The organism is Microbacterium sp. BWT-B31, from assembly GCF_041379855.1.
In the GTDB taxonomy this organism is placed as follows: domain Bacteria; phylum Actinomycetota; class Actinomycetes; order Actinomycetales; family Microbacteriaceae; genus Microbacterium.
In genome coordinates this window covers 22,293-41,328 of record NZ_JBFECU010000005.1, presented here as the reverse complement: position 1 = coordinate 41,328, position 19,036 = coordinate 22,293, and the positions used below count along the sequence as shown (strand labels likewise).

Sequence of the window (19,036 nt, the reverse complement as noted above, 5' to 3'; positions counted from 1 at the left end):
GATGCCGAGCCTCTGCGTCGAGAATTGACAGCGGGGCCAGACGGCTTCGCACGACGAGACCAGGTTGCGGGTGATGAGGGTGCAGGGGTGGCGAACGAGCGCTGCCGATGGGCAGACGCTCCCGCACGAAGCCGCCCCGACCGACCGGGAGCTGCTCGATGCCACCCGCGCCGGCGACTGCGGCGCGTTCGGGGTGCTGTGGGATCGCCACGTGAACGCGGCGTACCGGATCGCGCGTTCGTTCCACGGCCCGGGGTGGGTGATCGATGTCGAGGACATCGTCTCGGAGTCGTTCGCGGCGATCCTCCAAACGGTGAGATCCGGCGGCGGCCCCGAGTTCGCATTCCGCTCGTACCTGGCTGCCGTCGTCAGGAATGAGGCGCTGCGTCGGACGTCGTGCATCGCCGAGGTCGGCGGCGTCGACCTCGATCAGCATGCCGACCCGGTCACGAGCCGTGATCCTGTCGAGCACGCGTTCGACAGCGAGACCGTCGTCCTCGCCCTCCGGTCGCTTCCGCCGCACTGGCAGGAAGTGCTCTGGATGACCCAGGTCGATCGCAAGCCGCTCGCGCAGGCGGCCCGTTCGCTCGGCATTTCGGAGAACGCCGCGGCCCAACTGTCGTTCCGTGCTCGGGAGGGGCTGCGCACGGCGTGGGTCCAGGCGCACCTCGACGAGGAGTGCTGCTCGGGCGGGCGCGAGTGCCTGTGGATGAGTTCGCGCTTCGGCGCCTACGCGCGCGGAGCGTTGTCGTCTGCGAGCCGGGAGCGAGTCGCACAGCACCTGGCCGAGTGCGCGATGTGCGACAACATGATGGCGGAGGCGCGTCGCGTCGCCTCGGCATTGTCGGACACGACCAGACCGTTCGCGTCGCCTGAGAACCGTCAGACGCGCGCGCACGCCGTCAGGCCGGCGTGCCCTGCGCGATCTCGGCCTGTTCGCGTCGGGTCACCGCGGTGACCCGGTCCAGCGCCACCTCGCGGCGCAGATCGTCGGCCTTCTCGTACAGCGACGGATCGCCGTAGCTCGTCAGCACCTTCACGAGCACCGGGAGCAGCTCGATCATGAAGAAGAGCCCCGCGATCAGCCAGTGCGCCCACGCCAGCACGGGATACCGCTGCGACAGCCGCTCGAGCCCCGAGATCTGGCTGAGCAGGCCCGTCGCCTCGGCGTTGCCGCTCGCGACCGCCTCGGCGTGCGCGTTGTACGCGTCGAGCGCGGCCTGGTGCTGCGCGCGCGCCGCGGGCAGCTCGTCCTGCGCCTGCTGCTTGTTCAGCGCCTCAGCCGCTCCCGCCGCATCCACGCCCGCGGCCTTCGCCGCGGCGAGGGACCCCTCGGCTTCGCGCAGCTTCGCGGCGAGGTCGTCGTATGAGGCCTGCGCCGCGGCGAGCTGGTCGCGCGCCGCGGTCGAGCTCGCGCCCTCGCCCGGCACACCCGTGCAGCCCTCGACGCCCGCGGCGCCCTGCCCGGTGATCTCGCACTGGTATATCGCACGCGCCTGGTCGATGACCGCCTGCTGCTCGGCGAGCTTGGCGGTCAGGTCGTCTACCGTCGCCTGCGCGGCAGCGGACGACGCCGAGGCGCCGGCATCCGTTCCCGCCACGACACCGCTGGCCGCCTGCTGTTCGAGCGCCGCGACGCGCTCGCGCGCGGCATCCAGCGCCAGCTTCTCGGGGCCGGCGGTCACCGTATCCTGATCCGTCTGCGCCTGCACAAGGTTCGTCGAGGTGACCTCGCGCGCGATGTCGTTGTGGAACGCCTGCAGCACGAGCGGCTCGGCGACCACGATCCCGATGATCGCCGCCATGATCACTCGCGGGAACGCCAGTCCGAGGAGCCTCCCGATGCTGTGGGTCGAGCGCATGGTCGAGGTGAGGAAGCGGTCGAGGTTGAACACGACGAGCGACCACACCAGCGCGAGCACCACCGCGACCCCGGCGACGACGCCGACCCCGGTGGTGAGCGCGAAGAACATCGACAGCGCCGAGACGAGCGCGGTCCCCAGCAGCACGAAGAACATCTGAACGAAGCGCGGCGTCTCGCCCGGCACCTGGTCGAGCACGTCGCTGTCGGCGCCTCCGAGCACCGCGATCGGGTGCCACCCCGACCGGCGGGGGCGATCCGGCAGCGACTGCGGGTGCGGCAGGCCGACGGATGCCGCCTCCCGCGGCGTCTGCGCCGGCTCAGCGTGCATCACGGTCGGCGCCGTGTCGCCGAACAGGTCGTCGACCCTCTCGAACGGGTCGTCCTCCAGATCGCTGCGTGCCTCGGATCCCGGCCCGCCGGGGCGCTGTGCGGAGTGCGACATCGCGCCAGGCTAGGGGCGGTTCCTGTGTGCGCGGTGCGAATCCTCGGCACCCGGCGCCCCCACGCCCGGTTCCCGCCCCGTTCCGGATCAGGTGGTCTCACGAGCGCGGACGACGCCACGACGAACCGCCCTGACCGGTGACATCGCCTGATCCGGTGGCACGTGCGCCGTTCGCCCTGCCGGCGCAGCGAGACGAAACCCGCCGTCAGACCTCGGCGGGCGTCGCCTCGGCGACACGCTGGTCGTCCTCGGTCGCGACGAGCTGCCCGCAGGCGCCGTCGATCTCTTTGCCGCGCGTGTCGCGCAGGGTCGTCGGGATGCCGGCGTCGTTGAGGCGCCGCACGAACTCGTCCTGCACGTCCTTGTCGGACGAGGTCCAGATCGACCCGGGGGTCGGGTTCAGCGGGATGGGGTTCACGTGCACCCAGCCGCGCCCGCGCGCGTTGAGCTTCTCGGCGAGCAGGTCGGCGCGCCAGGCGTGGTCGTTCATGTCCTTGATCAGGGCGTATTCGATCGAGACGCGTCGCCCGGTCTGCTCGAAGTACTCGCGTGCGGCGTCGAGCGCCTCGTCGACCTTCCAGCGCGAGTTCACCGGGATCAGCTCGTCGCGCAGCTTGTCGTCGGGGGCGTGCAGCGACAGGGCGAAGGTCACCGGGATGTCTTCGCCGGCGAGCTTGCGGATCGCCGGCACGAGCCCGACGGTCGAGACCGTGATGCCGCGGGCGCTCATGCCGATGCCGTGCTTCTTGTCGGTCATGACGCGCACGGCCTGCATGACGCGCGCGTAGTTGGCCAGCGGCTCGCCCATGCCCATGAACACGATGTTGGTGACGCGCTCGCCCTCGTGGCCGACCTTGCGCGGGTCGCCGAGGCCGCCGTCGGCGATGAGGCGGTTGGCGCGCACGATCTGCTCGATGATCTCGGCCGCCGACATGTTGCGCGTGAGCCCCGCCTGACCGGTGGCGCAGAACGGGCAGTTCATGCCGCACCCGGCCTGCGACGAGACGCACAGCGTGATGCGGCCGGGGTAGCGCATGAGCACCGACTCGACGAGCGCGCCGTCATGCAGCTTCCACAGGAACTTGATCGTGTCGCCGCGGTCGGTCTCGAGGCGCCGCACCTCGGTCAGCAGCGGCGGGAGCATCCCGTGCACGAACGCCTCGCGATCGGCCGCGGGCAGGTCGGTCATGTCGGCGGGGTCGTGCGTGTAGTGCTGGAAGTAGTGCTTCTCGAGCTGCTTCGCGCGAAAGCCCGGCATGCCGAGCTCGATGACCCTCTCGACGCGCTGCTCGGGCGTGAGGTCGGCCAGGTGCACCGGCGGCTTGCCGCGCTTGGGCGATGCGAACTGCAGGAGCGGCCGCCCCTCGGCATCCTTCTTCTGCGTCCAGCCTTCTGTCGCAGGCCGCACCTGCGGGGTCGCCGAATGCGGCGGGCGGGCAGTCGGGCGCGTCGAGGTCATGCCTCCAGGGTAAGGCCAGCCACCTGCGCGAAGGCTGGCCGGGCTAGCGTGTGAGGGTGGGCGATCACGTCACGGTGCGCGAGTCGGCCGAGGAGCGGTGAGATGGATGCCTCGGACCGCGCGGAGCTCGACGCGCTTCGTCGCCGCGCCTACGGCCCCGCGCGCGAGTCGCTGCCCGACGACGCCCTCGCGCGGCTGATCGCGCTGGAGGACCGCGTGCGCGCCGAGGCGGCCGCGTCGGCCGCGCCCGTGCGCGCCTCCCCCGCGCCGGACGGGGCCCTCGCGCCGAACGAGGCCCCCGCGCCGGACGACGCGACGGTCGAACCGGCGCCGCCGCGATCGCCGGGCCGGCGCACGGCGATCGCCGTCGCGGTCGCCGCGGTCGCCGGCGCGCTCGCCCTCTCGAGTGTGCTGACCTCGCGACCGGACGACACGGCGGCCTCGACGGCACCCGCCGACGATCCCGCCGCCCCCGCCGCACGCGCGTTCGTCGAGGGTCCCGATACGCGGGTGGTCGCCCGCGTGCCCCTCGACGGCTCGTTCGGCAACTACATCGATCTGCCCGCACCGAGCGTGCCGGCGTTCCCCGGCCACGCCGCGATGACGTGGGCGGCCCCGCTCGGCGACTACTACGGGTTCGCCCTGTGGATCGCCGGGGCGACCGCCGGCGACAGCCCCGAGCACTGCATCCTCGTCGACCGTGACGGCCCGGCGGCCGGCCGCTGCATCCCGACCGCCCAGCAGGACCAGGGCGGCCTGCTGGTGTCGATCCCCTACGAGGAGGTTCCCCGTGACCGCCGGCCGGCCGGCATGACCGCCCAAGACCACCTGGCCTACTGGTGGGGGTCGGGCAACGCGGTCACGATCCTCGTCGGGCCGAGGGACGAGCCGTGACCGGCGCGCGCGCCCTCCCCGCACGCGGGCGAGGGGTCTACGGTGTGAAGCGTGGCCGGGGAAGTCACCGGGGGTCGCGTCGGCAGAGCCGTCGGGTGCGAAGGATCGTGAGATGGATGCCGCGGAGCGGATCGAGCTCGACGGGCTGCGCCGCCGCGCCTACGGGCCGGCGGTCGACGTGCGCGACGAGCTCGACGAGGCGGCACTCGCCCGCCTGATCGAGCTCGAGGACCTCGCCCGGGCCGAGCACGGGAGCACGGCCACGGCGGGCGCCGCCGCGCCCCTCGACGCCGCCAGCCACCCCTCCCGCGCCGAAGCACGCGCCGCGGCCCGCGCCGAGCGCAACGCGGAACGCCGCGCGGGCAGAGGCCGCCCGGGCCGCACGGTCGCTGTCGCGGTCGTGTCCGTTGCCGTCGTGGGTGCGGCGGTGGCGGCATCGGCCCTGCTTCAGCGCACGCTCTCGCCCGTCGCCGAGGAGGCGGCTGAGCCGCCCACCGTCACCGTCGAGCCGATGCCGGTCCGCGAGGCGTACTCGCTCGTGCGCGATCGCGCCGCCGTCGTCCTCGCGGAGCTGTCGATCGACGAGGCGTCCGCACGCTCCGCCCCCGAAGACGAGCCTCTCGTGTTCCCCGACTTCCCCTCGAGCGGGCCGATGCGGTGGGCGCAGCCGCTCGGCGAGCACGCGGGCTGGGCGGTGTGGGTCGGCGGCGCCGACGGTGCGCTGCAGCCCGAGCACTGCATCCTCGTCGAACGCGGCGGTCGCGCCATCGGCCGGTGCGTGCCCGCCGTGCTGCGCGAGCAGTCCGCCCTCGCTGTGGCGATCGACGGGGTCGACATCCCCGCGGCGTCGCGTCCTGAGGGCCTGACCCCGGGTCGCCGGGTGGGCTTGTGGTGGAAGACGGATGACACGGTCGTGATGCTGCTGGCCGATGAGACGCCGATGCCCGATCCGTCGCCGGCGCTGCCCTGAGCGGTCCTTACGGCGTGCCGAGGATCGGCACCCGCACGTCGGCGAACTCGGCGCCCGTGAGGATCGCGAAGGCGCCCGCTGCGACCTCGAGACCCTGCACCTCCACGACATCGGCGCGCGGGGCCATGTCCATCGTGCAGACCTGGTCCTCGGGCGGGGTGACGAAGGTCACCCGCACCTCGGCGGGGCCGATCGGCTCGACCGCGTCGATCTCGGGCCTGCACGACGACGATCCCCACGACAGCAGGACGAACTCTCCGTCGTCGGCCCAGCCGGCGCTGGGCTGGTAGTCGGTCTGGTCGCCGGGCGTGAGGCCGTCGGCGCCGTTCAGGTCGGTGTCTCCGGTGGCGGCGCCCGTCAGCTCGATCTCGAGCTCCTGCGCCGGGTCGACGCCCTCGGGCACCCCGACGATGCCGACCTGCGAAACGTAGTCGGCCGTGCACGCGATGTCGGGCTTGGGCGCTTCGACCGTGACCGTGAGCACGCCGTTCGCGTACGTCGTCTCGCCGTAGACCGGCTGGCAGTCCTTGCTCGAGCTGCCGTAGGTGACCAGGCCGATGAGCCGTCCGCCGTCGAGCCAGGCCGCCGAGAAGTCGACGTCCTCCACGGGGCCGGAGCCGCCCGAGTCGCCCGGGCCGATCGTCACGATGGGCTCGCCCTGCCCCGAGGCGCAGCCGACGAGCGCGGTCGCGATGAGGCCCGAGAGGGCGAGCGCCCCGAGCAGAGCAGAGGAACGAGACATCGCGCACACCCTTCTCGACGCGGATGGCGCACCCCCGCGGCATCCGTCATCTCCATCGTGGCGTACGAGGCGACCGTGCGCGGTAACGCGGCCGTCACGATCCGCCGGGAATCCGCTCTATTGCAGGGCGGAAGTGAGCCGTGCGAGGTTGTCGAGCACTGTCGAGCCCAGGCTCTGCTTCTCCCACTCCTCGAGCGTGAGCTCGCGGCTGAGGTCGCGGTAGGTCGCCTCGACGATGCGCATCTCGTCGATGAACTCCTCGCCGCGCACCAGCATCGAGATCTCCATGTTCAGACCGAACGAGCGCATGTCCATGTTGCTGGAGCCGATGATGGCGACCTGGTCGTCGATCGTCATCGACTTGGAGTGCAGGATGAAGGGCTTGCGGTACATCCAGATCTTGACGCCCGCCTTCAGAAGCACCTCGTAGTAGCTGCGCTGCGCGTGGTACACGAGGGCCTGGTCGCCCTCCTCCGACACGAACAGTTCGACGTGCAGGCCGCGGTGGCACGCGGTGGTGATCGCGAGCAGCATCGCCTCGTCGGGCACGAAATACGGGCTCACGATGATGATCTTGTGCTGCGCGGCGTACATGAGCCCCGCGAACAGCCGCAGGTTGTTCTCGAACTCGAACCCCGGCCCCGACGGCACGATCTGGCAGTCGAGGTCGCCCGTGCTCGACTCGACGCCCTCGAGCGAGACCTCGTCGGTGAGCGACTCGTCGGTCTCGCTGTACCAGTCCGACAGGAAGACGGCATTGATGGATGCCACGACCGGCCCCTCCAGCCGCGCCATGAGATCGACCCAGTGCAGGCCGCGCTTGATGTTCTTCTTGAGGTTGTACGACGAGTCGGTCACGTTCTGCGACCCCATGAACGCGACGCTTCCGTCGATCACCAGCAGCTTGCGGTGATTTCGCAGGTCGGGGCGCTGATACCTGCCCCTGAACGGCTGCACCGGCAGCATCAGCTGCCACTTCGCGCCCATCGCGTCCAGTCGCTTCAGGGTCTTGCGGTAGAACGGCTTGCCGCGGTTGGCCCAATGGTCCAGCAGCACCCGCACCGTGACGCCCCGCGCGCAGACCTCTTCGAGCGCGCGGAAGAAGCCGTCGGTCGAGGCATCCGTCTGCAGGATGTAGAACTCGACGTGCACGTATTGCTCGGCCTTGCGGATCGCGTCGGCCATGGCGTCCAGGCTGTCCTGGTAGCCGGGGATGAGATGCGCCGAGTTGTCTCCCGTGAGCGGCATGGCGCCCAGCCGGGTGTTCAGCGTCACCAGCGAGGTGAACCACTCGGGCGGGTCGGGGCGCAGCGACCCGGTTCCGAGCGCGGTCGTGATGTCTCGGATGCGCTCGTTGATGCGCGCCTGCTTGCGCCGACGTGCCCGCGGCAGCCGCGGGTTTCCGATGAGGAGGAACAGCAGCACGCCCAGAAGCGGTATGAAGTAGATCGCCAACAGCCACGCCATCGCCGACGTCGGACGCCGGTTGCGCGGGACGATGATGATCGCGGCGATGCGCACGACGAGATCGAAGATGAAGACGAGGATCAGCCACCAGCTCGCATCGAACGTGATGCTGATCAACGGATGCCCCTCCCCCGAGTGCTGAACCCCACCCTAGTGGGGCCGGGGGTCAGTGCCCGGTCCCCACTCCCTCTGCGCGGCGCGTGGGCCCGGCGGAGGGCGCGGATGCCACCACGGGCGCCAGCCCGCGCTTGGCGCGCTCCTCGGCCTCGATGCGCGCATACTCGCGACGTTCGGTGCGGTCGGCGCGGACGATGCTGCGCAGCACGAAGAAGAAGATCGCGCTCACCACGACGGTCGGCAGGAGCGACCACATCACGGCGAGCCAGAAGTCATCCACCCGTCAAGGATACCCGTGGTGGTGGATGCGGCGGTCGGACGGGTCGTTCGCAGTCTGCCGGCTGGTGTCCACCTGGGCGATCGGGTCACCGCGGGTGCGGGCCGTCGAACGCCTCCCGAAGGCCCTGCTCCTCGAGGTCATTCGCGAGTTCGGTCTCACGCACCTGAGCCAGGCGGGTCCACACATCGCGGACGAGCTGCCCGATCCCCTCGGGGGTGAGGCGGAGACTGTCGTCGGTGAACCCGCCGGAGCGGAAGTCCCGCTCCATGGCGTAGCGGCGGAGCATGAGCGTCATCGTGTCATCTCTGTCGCCGGGCCGGCTGAACGGAGCAGAGTGCCACTCATACTCGCTTGCGACCTTCCGTTCCTCCTCGGCCGAACTCTCGCGATCGAGCTCGACCCGGTCGCGGAGCAGTGACGCAACCCGTCCGATGCGTCGAGGCCCAGGCCCTGCTTCGAGGCCCGCGATCTCGCCGAGGAGCGCAGCCGAGACGCGGAGCGGGTGCGGAACGTCCAGTCCCCTGCCCGCGGAGTCTCGGGAACGGAAGCGATCGTTCAGCTTTCGGAGCACGGCCGAGCGGTCCGCTCCATCGGGCAGTCTGATGATCCACATTCTCGGAACACCCGCGTCTGGGGCACCGTGCAGCCCCGGAAGAGCAAGGTGAGGGTGGGGATCAGTCCTGAGCTCGGGGAGTGCTGGCGCCGCGCCTTCGATCGTTCGGGTGTCGATGACGGTGAGGTCACCAGGGCTGCAGAACGATCCGTCCAGGGCGGTGATGCCCGAGCCCAGCTCGGACACCGTGACGAAGACGGCGCCCATCCGTTGACGGAGCGCCTCCAGGTGGTTGTCCCCCGCCCCGGCAGATAGCGCGTCCCCGACGAACGACGGGGCTCGACCGGGGTGCTCGTCGATCTCCTTGAGGTCGCGGTCGTGGGTGCCGCTGTCATCATGGCCGTGCTCGTCGTCCGCCGTGAGGATGATCTGCTTGGCCACGCGGACGTCGACGCCCGTCGACAGCGGTGGGGGTGCTACGGGAAGGTCCGAGTAGTCCTCGACCGACAGCGCCGAGGCGAATCGCTTCGCGATCTCGTGCGGCAGAGTCCGGATCGCCTCGATCGGCACGAGTGTCAGTGACCCCTTGCCCTCAGCACCGAAGTGATTCGTCACGACCGCGATCGGACGCCGGCGATCCGTGATCACGACGGCGCCCGACATCCCGTTCCAGTTCCCGGCGACGGTCGGACCGCTGACCTTCATCGACAGCGGCTCGGCCCCAGTCCGCTTCCGCTTCGGATTCATGCCCTCCTGCGTGGGGATGTATCCGGAGATCTGCGCACTGAAGGACTCGGGGCCTCGGGCTTTCCAATCGGGGTAGCCCACCGCGAACACGGGGAGGTCCATCGGATCACTCCGGTCGGCTCTGACACAACCCACCGGGTCGACGGGCGAGATGGAATCCTCGATCTCGAGCACCGCGAGGTCGACCCCGTAGGCGCCGCCATCGGCGAAGACGGAGGCAGGGCGGACCCTTCCGGCGATGGACAGTTCGAGCCCGCTCCCGCGTACGCAGTGGGAGGCGGTCAGAACATACGGACCGCCCACCCGAAACCCCGCCCCGGCATTGCGCTTGCCGTTGAGCCAGAACTCGATGAGCGGTGTCCGCTCCTGAACGTCCACGTCTGTCTCCGCCGGCGCTAGCGCTCGGCGCTGATCAGCGACTCGTCCTCGTCGACACGCTCTCCGTCGGCGAAGAACACTGGTTCCAGAGTGAGCTTGATGGTCTGAATGGACGCCGATTCGACCGAACCCCCGGCCCCGACCTCGAGAACCCACCAGCGAGCCTTCGCGCTCGCATCAGCGCGACGCGTGAGCGCCGTCTGCAGTGTCAGCTCCACTGCGGTCGGCTTGAATCGGATGGGGCTTCGCCCGGGTTGCTGCCAGAGCGACGCCAACTGCTCTCTCAAGCTGTCTATCGCCTCTGCCAGTGGGAGTGCGCCGGCGGGTGGTTCGTCCTCGGGAGCGTCCATTCGGATTCCCTCTCTGCGAGCTTGCGGTTGAATCCTCCTCGTCGGGTCTGCGCCTGTCCAGACCGCCGTCGGACGTGACCGGCGCCGCGCACGACTCGAGGTCTCCTCCCCAACCCGCCGAATCAGCGGCGATTCGCTGAGTCGTTCACAGATTCCACCTGATGGCGCGGAGGCGGCATGCGCCTGCACCATCGTCGGTGGCATGACCACGACCACCGTGAAGGCCGCCAACGCGGCCGAATTCCTGTCCTTCGTTCCGCATCTGCTGGGATTCCACGCCTCGCACAGCCTCGTGCTGGTGCCGTTCGCGCGGTCGCGGACGATCGCCGCGATGCGGCTGGACCTTCCGCCCTACGACGTCGAGGTCGACGCGTTCGCCGCGACCTGCATCGGGATGGTCTGCCGCGTCGGCGCCGCGGACGCGGTCGCCGCGATCGTGTACACCGACGAACCGGTGTGCGACGGGTCGGCGCCGCGCGAAGCGCTCGTGACCGCACTGCTCGAGAAGGCGCATGTGTGCGGGCTGCACGTCGTCGACGCGCTGTGGGTCGGGCCCGAGGGCTGGGGCTCGTTCCTGAGCGCGGATGCCGCACCCCGGTCGCTCGACGAGCTGCGCGATGTCCGAAGCGCCGTGGGCGCACTGGCCGAGCCGCACGGCGATCAGGCCTCCGGCAGCGAGCTGCCCGAGACCGACCCGGCCCGCGTCGCCGATGTCGCCGAGGCGCTGCGGGCGCTCGAGATCGCCGTCGACGCGGTGTGCGATCCGCCTGGCGAGGAGGGACTCCGCGTGGATCCGAGCGCGTTGCAGACGGCGCTGCCGCTGGATGACTTCCCCTCCCTCTATGAGTCGATGCTGAGCTGGGACCCCGCCGCACTGACCCCGTACGAGTGCGCGGCGGCCCTCTGGTGCCTCGAACGACCGGCGCTGCGAGACGTCGCTCTCATCGGCTGGACGGTGGGGCCGGACGCCGCAGACCGCGCCTTCGCCGCACAGCTGCGGTGGGATCTCGGCGAGGCCTACCCCATGGATCTCGCGCGGGTGCTGTGGGGCGAGGCGCCGACTCCGGATGCTTCGCGCCTCGACTCGGCGCTGCGCGTCGCGCGCGCGGTGGCCGCCGCCGCGCCGCCCGAGCACTCGGCGGGGCCGCTCAGCGTGTGCGCATGGCTGTCGTGGGCGCTCGGCCGCTCGACGCACGCGGAGTCCTACGCGGCCCGCGCATACGACGCGGAGCCCGGGCACACACTCGCCGAGATCGTGCTGAGCATGGTGGCCGCCGGCCACCTGCCCGATTGGACCTTCCGCCGTCGTCCCCGGTCATGAGGAGCGCGGCGGATGGCCTACTTGACGAGCGGGAAGAGGATCGTCTCGCGGATGCCGAGGCCCGTGATCGCCATGAGCAGACGGTCGATGCCCATGCCCATGCCGCCGGTCGGCGGCATCCCGTGCTCGAGCGCCCGCAGGAACTCGTCGTCGATGCGCATCGCCTCGTCGTCGCCGCGGGCGGCGAGCTTGGCCTGCTCGACGAAGCGCTCGCGCTGGATGACCGGGTCGACCAGCTCGGAGTAGCCGGTGGCCAGCTCGAAGCCACGCGTGTACAGGTCCCACTTCTCGACCACGCCGCGAATCGTCCGGTGCTCGCGCACGAGCGGGCTGGTGTCGAGCGGGAAGTCCATGACGAAGGTCGGCCGCTCCAGCCCGGGCTTGACGAAGTGCTCCCACAGCTCCTCGACGAGCTTTCCGTGGATCGGGTGCTTCGGCAGCTCGACGCCGTTGGCCTCGGCCAGGGCGACGAGCTCGTCGAACGGCGTGTCGGGTGTGATGTCGCGGGACGCCGCATCCGACAGCGATCCGTACATCGACAGGCGCTCCCACTGGCCGCCGAGGTCGTACTCGGTGCCGTCGGCCCACGTCACCGTCGTCGAGCCGTTGACGGCGAGCGCGGCGTTCTGGATCAGCTCCTGCGTGAGGTCGGCGATGCCGTTGTAGTCGCTGTACGCCTGGTAGGCCTCGAGCATCGCGAACTCGGGGCTGTGGGTCGAGTCGGCGCCTTCGTTGCGGAAGTTGCGGTTGATCTCGAACACGCGATCGATGCCGCCGACGACGGCGCGCTTGAGGAACAGCTCCGGCGCGATGCGCAGATAGAGATCCGCGTCGAACGCGTTCGAGTTGGTGACGAACGGGCGAGCGGATGCCCCGCCGTGCTGCACCTGCAGCATCGGCGTCTCGACCTCGAGGTACCCGTGCGACGCGAACGTCTGACGCAGGCTCGCGTTCACCTTGGCGCGCGCGACGACGGTCTCGCGCGCGCGGTCGCGCACGATGAGGTCGAGGAAGCGGCTGCGCACACGGCTCTCTTCGCTGAGCTCGGCGTACATGTTCGGCAGCGGCAGGATCGCCTTGGAGGCGATCGCCCACTCGGTCACCATGATCGACAGCTCGCCGCGACGGCTCGAGATGACCTCGCCCGTGACGAACACGTGGTCGCCGAGGTCGACGAGGTCCTTCCACCGCTGCAGCGACTCCTCGCCGACGGCCGCGAGCGACACCATCGCCTGAATGCGGCTGCCGTCACCGGCCTGAAGCGACGCGAAGCACAGCTTTCCGGTGTTGCGGCTGAACACGACGCGGCCCGCGACCGCGGCGGTCTGGCCGGTCTCGGCGCCGGCCTCGAGGTCGGCGTAGCGCTCGCGCAGCTGCGGGATCGAGTCGGTGATCGGAAGGCTCACCGGGTAGGCGCCGCCCGAGGCATCCGCGCGCTCGGCGATCAGCCGCTCGCGCTTGGCGAGCCGCACGGCCTTCTGCTCGAAGACCTCAGCTTCAGTGGGCTCGTCGGGCGCGTCGGACGCAGGCGTGTCGGTCATGAAGGGGGCTCCTCGGAAAGCGGACCCCCAAGTCTATCGAGGGGCTCCTTCGCGCTCGCTGTGCTCGGGATCTCGATACGCCCGCTGCACGGGCTACTCGATCACCGGGCGGCGCAGCCGCTCCGCTCGCTGTGCTCGGGATCTCGATACGCCCGCTGCACGGGCTACTCGATCACCGGGGGTCGCACACCGCTCGTCGAAGCGCCGCCGTCGGTCAGCGCGTGGTCGATCGTCGAGTGCACGAGCAGCGACAGAAACGCGCCGGGGTTCGCGACGCCCGCGCCTGCCAGCAGCGACGTCGACTGGGCGACGATCGACCGCGAGAACTCGGTCGCCGTCGCGATCGCCTCGCCGTAGGCGACACGATCGGCCTCGGCGATCACGACCGGCTCGCAGCCGAGCTCGACCGCGAGCGCCTGCGCGATCGGCAGCACGGGAGCGGGCGCCGTCACCGCGGCGTACGCGCTCGTCAGTTGGCGCAGGTCCATCGAGGTGCCGGTGAACGCGATCGCCGGGTGCACCGCGAGCGGGATGGCCCCCTGCGCGACGGCGGGAGCCAGCACCCCCGTGCCGAACCCCGCATCGGTGTGCAGCACGAGCTGACCGGGCTGCCACCCGCCGACCTCGGCCAGGCCGCTCACGAGACCGGGCAACTGATCGTGGGGCACCGCGACCACGACCAGCTCGCTGCGGCGCGCGACCTCCACCGCGTCGAGCACGGCAAGCCCCGGCAGCAGCGCCTCCACCCGATCGGGGTCGGAACCTGCGGTGATGCCGACCAGCGCGTGGCCGGCGCCCGCGAGGGCGGCCGCCACCACGGGCCCGACGCGGCCCGCGCCGATCACTCCGACGCCGAGGCGTCCGTCGCGGGTCATGCGGGGTCCTCGTCCCGGCGGGGGCCGGTGGACGGAGTGGGCGGGGCATCCGTCACCGGCACCTGCCCGGTCTGTGCCCACCGGTGCGATCGATCGACGGCGGCGGCGCGCACCGACGCGTGGGCGACGTCTTCGAGCAGCGCGAGGACGCTCGTGCGGTCGAGGGCGGGCAGTCGCACATCGACCGGCCCCGCCACAACGTGCGCGCGCACCGACGCGACGCCGAGCATGCGGTCTATCGGCCCCTGGTGCGCGCCGAAGCTCTGCAGGCGCGCGAGCGGAAGCAGCGACAGCGTGCGCCAGATGAGACCGCGACGCATCAGCAGCAGATCCGGCGTGAGCAGGAACCCGGTGCGCCGCCACGAGAACGGGCGCAGAATGCGGGCGCGCCGCGGCATCGTGGTGAACGGGTCGGCCTCGCCCGGTCCGGTGAGGCCCTCGCCGATGATGAGGCCCCACTCGGCATCGGGCACCTCGGGCTTGAGCAGGCGCAGCACCCGCTCGACGTCGGTCCTCGTGCCGACCGGCAGCGCGGTCGTGAACTGGTCGGCGTTCGATTCGCTCGCGCTGCGGCCGGAGAGCCGGTTGATGCGGATTCTCCACCAGCCGAACCCGCGCCACAGCACCGGCTGGACGATCTCGACGGCGTGGATGCGGCCGGGCGGGACGATCTCGGTGGTCGTCGTGAACAGGCCGAACGTGATCCGCACACCGTCGGGTGTCGGGGCGATCGCGTACCTCAGCGACCGCGTGATGCTGCGCACCCAGAACACGCCCAGACCGATGATGGCAGGCACGTACGCGAAGAGCACCCAGCTCACGCCGAACGATGCCGCCACTGCGACGCCCGCGACCATCAGCACGAACACGACCGTCGACATGCTCACGACGTGCGATGCCACGAGCCGGCCGAGCGGGATGTGCACCACCGACTCGGGCTCGGCGACCGGGGCCTCGTCGCCCTCGATGAGTCCCGTGACGCCGCGGCTGACCGTCTGCGACAGGGCCGCGACCCGGCCCCGCGGTGCACCGGTGCCCGGCGAGCCGGCGGCTGCGGCATCCGCCAGTCTTCTGCCCGACGCGAGCCGCAGAATGTCGGCGCGCACCGCCTCGGCATTGGTCGTCGCGAGGTACTCGAGCTTGACGTTCGCGTCAGCCCCGGCGCCGACGACCTCGAGCTTGGCCAGGCCCAGCAGCCGCGCCACCATCGGCCGCACGAGGTTGACGCCCTGCACGCGGTCGAGCGGGGCGCGGCGCTGCGTGCGGAAGAGCACGCCGCTGCGCACCTCGACATCGTCGCCCGTGATGCGGAACGTGTGGAACCGCCACGACAGGGTGAACAGCACGATCAGCACCACCAGCACGACCAGCACGGCCAGCACCGCGAGCAGGTACAGGTTGTTCGCCACGATCCAGTCGATCGGGTCGCCGGAGCGCTCGAACTCCTCGTACTCGTCGAGCCCGTCGGCCGCATCGGGCGCGAAGTTCGGCAGGAACAGCACGATGAGCCGGTCGCGCAGGTTCGCCACGACCACGCCGATCACCACGAGCAGGAACAGCCCGCCGCGCAGCAGCGGTGTCAGCGGGTGCATGCGGTGCCACTCGCCATCGCTCAGCGGCGAGCGCACGAGACCGGGCGGCGGGGCGCCGTGCGCGTCCGCTGAAGGCAGGGGCGCGGCATCCAGGGGGTCGGTCATAGCCCGGTGCGCCTCGATTCGGCGACGGCGACGAGGTGGTCGCGCAGCATCTCGGCGGTCGTCTGCTCGAGGCCGGGGATCGTCACCCCGGTGCTGGCGGCGGCCGTCACGAACTTGAGCTGAGCGATGCCGAACCCGCGGTCCAGCGGCCCGTGCGTGATGTCGACGAGCTGCATGCGGCCGTACGGCACGGCCACCAGCCGCTGCCACAGGATCCCGCGGCGGAACACCAGGTCGTCCTCGCGCAGCCGGTAGCCGATCGAGCGCGCCTGGCGCGGAGTGATCGCGAGGGTCCAGCCGAGGACCAGGGCCACGATGCCGCCGGGAACCCACGCCCACGCCTGGTGCAGGGCGAGGGCGACCACGAGCGTCGCCGCGATCACGACCAGCAGGAACGCACCCGTCGAGATGAGCTGCACCCACACGTACTTCGGCGAGATCTGGTGCCACGCCCCCGGCTCCAGCTCGAGCCGGTTCTCGGACCGCGGCACGACCAGGCGCGGGAAGGTGCCGTGGTCGAGACCGTCAGTGGTGGGGGTGGAGTCCGGGGTCGTCGCCTCCGGGCTGTTCGTCATCGTCGTCCTTCCGAAGCAGGCACAGGTGCTCGGCGATCAGGCCCGCCGCGACGAGCACTGCGCCGCCCGCGACCGTCGCGAGGATCGTGCCCATCGAGCCTAGCGAGGGCGTCACCGGCCGGGTGAGCAGGAACAGCACGAACCCCAGCCCGAGCCCGCCGAGCGCCGCGCCGACGATGCTCGACGCCTTCGCGAGCATCGCGATGCGCACCGCGCGGAATGGGTTGACCGGTCTTGCGTTGCTGCCGCGTGTCGCGCGACGGATCGGCACCGCGAGCGTCACGACGACCGCGCCCAGCAGCATCAGCAGGATCGGCAGCGTGATCGTCGGGGTGAAGGTCGCGCGTCCGGTCGAGGTGAGCAGCTGGTCCACGAAGAAGCCGACGCCGATTCCGACGACAGCGGCGATGATCAGGATGCTGGCGCTCGTCCTCTTCACGGGCGCCCCTCGAGCTCGTGCAGAAGCGCGTCGACCCGCCCGGCGCCGGGGATCTCGGCATCAGGATCGAGCGCGAGCCAGGGCCCGAGCACGAACGTGCGCTCGGCGGCGCGCGGGTGCGGAAGCGTGAGCACAGGGTCGTGGGTGCGCACATCCCCGTAGGTGATGAGGTCGAGGTCGAGCGTGCGATCGCCCCAGCGCTCGTGACGCTCCCGGCCGTGGCGGTTCTCGATCGCGCGCAGATACGACAGCAGCACCGACGGTGCCAGGCGCGTGGTGACGATCGCCACCGTGTTGAGGTAGGCGGGGGCCGCGGCATCCGGACCCTCGCGCTTGACGGCGACCGACTCGATCGCGGGAGCCGCCCGCACCGCGTCGACCAGCGGCAGCTGCCCGAGCTCTTCGACGGCAGCGGCGATGGTCGCCCCGCGGTCGCCGAGGTTCGCGCCCAGGGCCACCACGGCGTCGACCGGAGGGTGCGCCGCAGGCGGCGGCGCGTCGTGCGGGAACGGCGGGAACCGGCGGGTCACAGCGCGCCCCTCGTGTCGGCGTCGCCGCGCGTGCGGCGGATCGTGACGGTCACGTCGGCGAAGGGCTGCTCGATCGGGGCGTCGGGCTTGTGCACCGTCACCTCTGCCGCCTGCACGAGCGTGGGCGCGAGCAGGGCATCGGCGATGCGGGCCGCGAGCGTCTCGATCAGGTCGACCGGCTCGCCCGAGACGATCGCTGCGACGCGCTCTGCGAGCTCGCCGTAGTGCACCGTGTCGGCGACGTCGTCGGTGCGGGCGGCGCGGCGCGTGTCGAGTCGCACCGCGAAATCGACCAGGAACCACTGGCCCTCGCGGCGCTCCTGGGGGTACACGCCGTGGTGGCCGAAGACCTTCAGTCCCGTCAGGCGGATCTCGTCGAGACCGTCCACCGGCCGTCTCCTCTCCACGCGTCGGCGATGCGCAGCGCGTCGCGCGTGGCCGCCACATCGTGCACCCGAACCCCCCACGCGCCCGCCTGCCCGGCGAGCACGCTCGTCACCGCGGTCGCGAGGTCGCGCCGCCGCTCGGACGTGGTGTCGACCTCGTCGGAGTCAGGACCCAGCGTCTCTACGAGCAGCCGCTTGCGGCTCGTGCCCACGAGCACGCGCGGCCCCAGCGCGGCGATGCGGTCCAGGCCGCGCAGCACCTGCCAGTTCTGCTCGCCCCGCTTGCCGAACCCGATGCCGGGATCGGTGATCACACGCTCGGAAGGGATGCCGGCGGCCGAGGCGGCCTCGATCCGACGGGCGAGTTCGTCGGCCACCTCGCGCACGATGTCGTCGTAGTCCGCGCGCGCGTACATGTCGGAGGACGCACCCCGCCAGTGCTGCAGCACGACGTCGGCCCCCGTCGGCGCGATCGCCGCGAGCATGGCGGGGTCGGCCAGCCCCCCCGACACATCGTTGACGATGCGTGCGCCGGCCTCGACGGCAGCGACGGCGGTCGAGGCGTTCATCGTGTCGACGCTCACCGCCGCGCCCGCCTGCGCGAGCGCGCGGATCACCGGGATGACGCGCCCCTGCTCGACCTCGGGCGCCACGCGCTGCGCCCCCGGCCGGGTCGACTCGCCGCCCACGTCAAGAAGGTCGGCGCCCTGCGCCACGAGTTCGAGCCCGCGCGCGATCGCCCGGTCGGTGTCGAGGAAGCGCCCGCCGTCGCTGAACGAGTCGGGCGTCACGTTCACGATGCCCATCACGAGCGGTGTCATCCGCGCCCCGCCGCGATCAGCGCGATCAGCTCGGCACGCGCCGCCGGATCGGTGTACTCGCCGCGCGCGGCGACGGTGACGGTGGATGCCTCGCGCTGGCGCTCGCCGCGCATGGTGAGGCATCCGTGCATCGCGTCGATCACGACCAGCACCCCGCGCGCCTCGAGGGCCTCGGCGATCGTGTCGGCGATCTGCTCGCCGAGGCGCTCCTGCACCTGCGGGCGCGCGGCGAGGATCTCGACGACGTTCGCGAGCGCACCGAGTCCCACGACCTTGTCGCCCGGCAGGTAGGCCACGTGCGCCTTGCCGCGGAACAGCAGCAGGTGGTGCTCGCACACCGACCGGAACTGGATGTCGCGGAGCATCACCGCACCGGACGGCTCGGTCTCGGGCGCCGGGCCCTGCGACACCGAGATCGTGCGCGCGAGGGGGGCGGCGGCATCCGCATCGATCCCGCCGAAGAATTCGGCGTACGCGTCGGCGACGCGCTGCGGGGTCTGGCGGAGCCCGGGACGCTCGGGATCTTCGCCGATCGCCTCAAGCACCTCGCGGATCGCCGCGGCGACGCGATCGCGGTCGACAGCCATG

The 19,036-nt window shown here is 71.3% G+C and carries 20 protein-coding genes; 4 read left to right on the top strand and 16 right to left on the bottom strand.

What is annotated here, in order from left to right; translation table 11 throughout:
- The first annotated feature begins 73 nt into the window (after positions 1-73).
- Positions 74-958 (top strand): sigma-70 family RNA polymerase sigma factor, encoded by an 885-nt coding sequence (locus AB1K54_RS07180; RefSeq protein ID WP_371202056.1) that lies wholly within the window; start codon positions 74-76, stop codon positions 956-958.
- Here the strand turns inward: AB1K54_RS07180 and AB1K54_RS07175 are convergent.
- Positions 903-2,306, bottom strand: a complete 1,404-nt coding sequence (locus AB1K54_RS07175; protein WP_371202055.1) for a DUF4407 domain-containing protein — start codon at positions 2,304-2,306, stop codon at positions 903-905. The two genes, AB1K54_RS07180 and AB1K54_RS07175, sit on opposite strands and share 56 nt — an antisense overlap.
- 205 nt (positions 2,307-2,511) lie before the next feature.
- Positions 2,512-3,765 carry a 23S rRNA (adenine(2503)-C(2))-methyltransferase RlmN gene (gene rlmN, locus AB1K54_RS07170; protein ID WP_371202054.1) on the bottom strand — a complete coding sequence of 418 codons (1,254 nt, stop codon included), beginning with the start codon at positions 3,763-3,765 and terminating at the stop codon, positions 2,512-2,514.
- 102 nt (positions 3,766-3,867) lie between these two features.
- Between rlmN and AB1K54_RS07165 the strand changes: the two genes are divergently transcribed.
- Positions 3,868-4,659, top strand: coding sequence for a hypothetical protein (locus AB1K54_RS07165; protein WP_371202053.1), 792 nt, complete (start codon positions 3,868-3,870; stop codon positions 4,657-4,659).
- Positions 4,660-4,771: 112 nt separating this feature from the next.
- Complete coding sequence (locus AB1K54_RS07160) at positions 4,772-5,629, top strand: hypothetical protein (RefSeq protein ID WP_371202052.1); 858 nt, start codon at positions 4,772-4,774, stop codon at positions 5,627-5,629.
- Between the two features lie 7 nt (positions 5,630-5,636).
- On the opposite strand, the gene AB1K54_RS07155 is transcribed toward AB1K54_RS07160, so the two are convergent.
- The 5 genes from AB1K54_RS07155 to AB1K54_RS07135 form a co-directional block, all read right to left on the bottom strand.
- Positions 5,637-6,371 (bottom strand): hypothetical protein, encoded by a 735-nt coding sequence (locus tag AB1K54_RS07155; protein ID WP_371202051.1) that lies wholly within the window; start codon positions 6,369-6,371, stop codon positions 5,637-5,639.
- 117 nt (positions 6,372-6,488) lie between these two features.
- Complete coding sequence (cls, locus tag AB1K54_RS07150; RefSeq protein WP_371202050.1) at positions 6,489-7,955, bottom strand: cardiolipin synthase; 1,467 nt, start codon at positions 7,953-7,955, stop codon at positions 6,489-6,491.
- Between the two features lie 49 nt (positions 7,956-8,004).
- Entirely contained in the window at positions 8,005-8,235 is a 231-nt protein-coding gene (locus AB1K54_RS07145) for a hypothetical protein (RefSeq protein WP_371202049.1), read from the bottom strand.
- Between the two features lie 85 nt (positions 8,236-8,320).
- Positions 8,321-9,913 carry a serine protease gene (locus tag AB1K54_RS07140; RefSeq protein ID WP_371202048.1) on the bottom strand — a complete coding sequence of 531 codons (1,593 nt, stop codon included), beginning with the start codon at positions 9,911-9,913 and terminating at the stop codon, positions 8,321-8,323.
- Between the two features lie 17 nt (positions 9,914-9,930).
- Positions 9,931-10,263: a trypco2 family protein gene (locus tag AB1K54_RS07135; RefSeq protein WP_371202047.1), complete on the bottom strand. Its 333-nt coding sequence runs from the start codon at positions 10,261-10,263 to the stop codon at positions 9,931-9,933.
- A gap of 202 nt (positions 10,264-10,465) precedes the next feature.
- Here AB1K54_RS07135 and AB1K54_RS07130 point away from each other — a divergent pair, with 202 nt between their 5' ends.
- Entirely contained in the window at positions 10,466-11,584 is a 1,119-nt protein-coding gene (locus AB1K54_RS07130) for a DUF4192 family protein (protein ID WP_371202046.1), read from the top strand.
- A 17-nt stretch (positions 11,585-11,601) separates the two neighbouring features.
- Here AB1K54_RS07130 and lysS read toward each other — a convergent pair whose 3' ends face one another.
- The 9 genes from lysS to folE all read right to left on the bottom strand — a co-directional run bounded on the left by lysS (position 11,602) and on the right by folE (position 19,035).
- Entirely contained in the window at positions 11,602-13,125 is a 1,524-nt protein-coding gene (gene lysS / locus AB1K54_RS07125) for a lysine--tRNA ligase (protein WP_371202045.1), read from the bottom strand.
- 164 nt (positions 13,126-13,289) lie between these two features.
- Positions 13,290-14,000 (bottom strand): DUF2520 domain-containing protein, encoded by a 711-nt coding sequence (locus tag AB1K54_RS07120; protein ID WP_371202044.1) that lies wholly within the window; start codon positions 13,998-14,000, stop codon positions 13,290-13,292.
- Entirely contained in the window at positions 13,997-15,697 is a 1,701-nt protein-coding gene (locus AB1K54_RS07115) for a PH domain-containing protein (RefSeq protein WP_371202043.1), read from the bottom strand. The genes AB1K54_RS07120 and AB1K54_RS07115 overlap by 4 nt, the downstream gene beginning before the upstream one ends.
- On the bottom strand, positions 15,694-16,272 hold the full coding sequence (locus AB1K54_RS07110; protein ID WP_371202042.1) for a PH domain-containing protein: 579 nt from the start codon (positions 16,270-16,272) through the stop codon (positions 15,694-15,696). The genes AB1K54_RS07115 and AB1K54_RS07110 overlap by 4 nt, the downstream gene beginning before the upstream one ends.
- Positions 16,223-16,711: a DUF3180 domain-containing protein gene (locus AB1K54_RS07105; RefSeq protein WP_371202041.1), complete on the bottom strand. Its 489-nt coding sequence runs from the start codon at positions 16,709-16,711 to the stop codon at positions 16,223-16,225. The genes AB1K54_RS07110 and AB1K54_RS07105 overlap by 50 nt, the downstream gene beginning before the upstream one ends.
- A complete protein-coding gene (gene folK, locus AB1K54_RS07100; RefSeq protein ID WP_371202040.1) occupies positions 16,708-17,241 on the bottom strand; it encodes a 2-amino-4-hydroxy-6-hydroxymethyldihydropteridine diphosphokinase in 534 nt (177 codons plus the stop codon). The genes AB1K54_RS07105 and folK overlap by 4 nt, the downstream gene beginning before the upstream one ends.
- Complete coding sequence (gene folB, locus AB1K54_RS07095) at positions 17,238-17,630, bottom strand: dihydroneopterin aldolase (protein WP_371202039.1); 393 nt, start codon at positions 17,628-17,630, stop codon at positions 17,238-17,240. The genes folK and folB overlap by 4 nt, the downstream gene beginning before the upstream one ends.
- Positions 17,603-18,448, bottom strand: a complete 846-nt coding sequence (gene folP, locus AB1K54_RS07090) for a dihydropteroate synthase (RefSeq protein ID WP_371202038.1) — start codon at positions 18,446-18,448, stop codon at positions 17,603-17,605. Before folP ends, folB begins: the two co-directional genes overlap by 28 nt.
- The gene (folE, locus tag AB1K54_RS07085; protein ID WP_371202037.1) at positions 18,445-19,035 is read right to left on the bottom strand and encodes a GTP cyclohydrolase I FolE; all 591 of its coding nucleotides are present in this window, start codon (positions 19,033-19,035) and stop codon (positions 18,445-18,447) included. The genes folP and folE overlap by 4 nt, the downstream gene beginning before the upstream one ends.
- Between the last annotated feature and the right edge of the window lies 1 nt (position 19,036).

Coding starts and splice junctions, on each gene's coding strand:
- folP (WP_371202038.1), bottom strand. CDS start 18,448: ATGACACCGCTCGTGATGGGCATCGTGAACGTGACGCCCGACTCGTTC.
- lysS (WP_371202045.1), bottom strand. CDS start 13,125: ATGACCGACACGCCTGCGTCCGACGCGCCCGACGAGCCCACTGAAGCT.
- AB1K54_RS07155 (WP_371202051.1), bottom strand. CDS start 6,371: ATGTCTCGTTCCTCTGCTCTGCTCGGGGCGCTCGCCCTCTCGGGCCTC.
- AB1K54_RS07165 (WP_371202053.1), top strand. CDS start 3,868: ATGGATGCCTCGGACCGCGCGGAGCTCGACGCGCTTCGTCGCCGCGCC.
- AB1K54_RS07120 (WP_371202044.1), bottom strand. CDS start 14,000: ATGACCCGCGACGGACGCCTCGGCGTCGGAGTGATCGGCGCGGGCCGC.
- AB1K54_RS07175 (WP_371202055.1), bottom strand. CDS start 2,306: ATGTCGCACTCCGCACAGCGCCCCGGCGGGCCGGGATCCGAGGCACGC.
- AB1K54_RS07135 (WP_371202047.1), bottom strand. CDS start 10,263: ATGGACGCTCCCGAGGACGAACCACCCGCCGGCGCACTCCCACTGGCA.
- AB1K54_RS07180 (WP_371202056.1), top strand. CDS start 74: ATGAGGGTGCAGGGGTGGCGAACGAGCGCTGCCGATGGGCAGACGCTC.
- AB1K54_RS07130 (WP_371202046.1), top strand. CDS start 10,466: ATGACCACGACCACCGTGAAGGCCGCCAACGCGGCCGAATTCCTGTCC.
- AB1K54_RS07160 (WP_371202052.1), top strand. CDS start 4,772: ATGGATGCCGCGGAGCGGATCGAGCTCGACGGGCTGCGCCGCCGCGCC.
- AB1K54_RS07115 (WP_371202043.1), bottom strand. CDS start 15,697: ATGACCGACCCCCTGGATGCCGCGCCCCTGCCTTCAGCGGACGCGCAC.
- AB1K54_RS07110 (WP_371202042.1), bottom strand. CDS start 16,272: ATGACGAACAGCCCGGAGGCGACGACCCCGGACTCCACCCCCACCACT.
- rlmN (WP_371202054.1), bottom strand. CDS start 3,765: ATGACCTCGACGCGCCCGACTGCCCGCCCGCCGCATTCGGCGACCCCG.
- folE (WP_371202037.1), bottom strand. CDS start 19,035: ATGGCTGTCGACCGCGATCGCGTCGCCGCGGCGATCCGCGAGGTGCTT.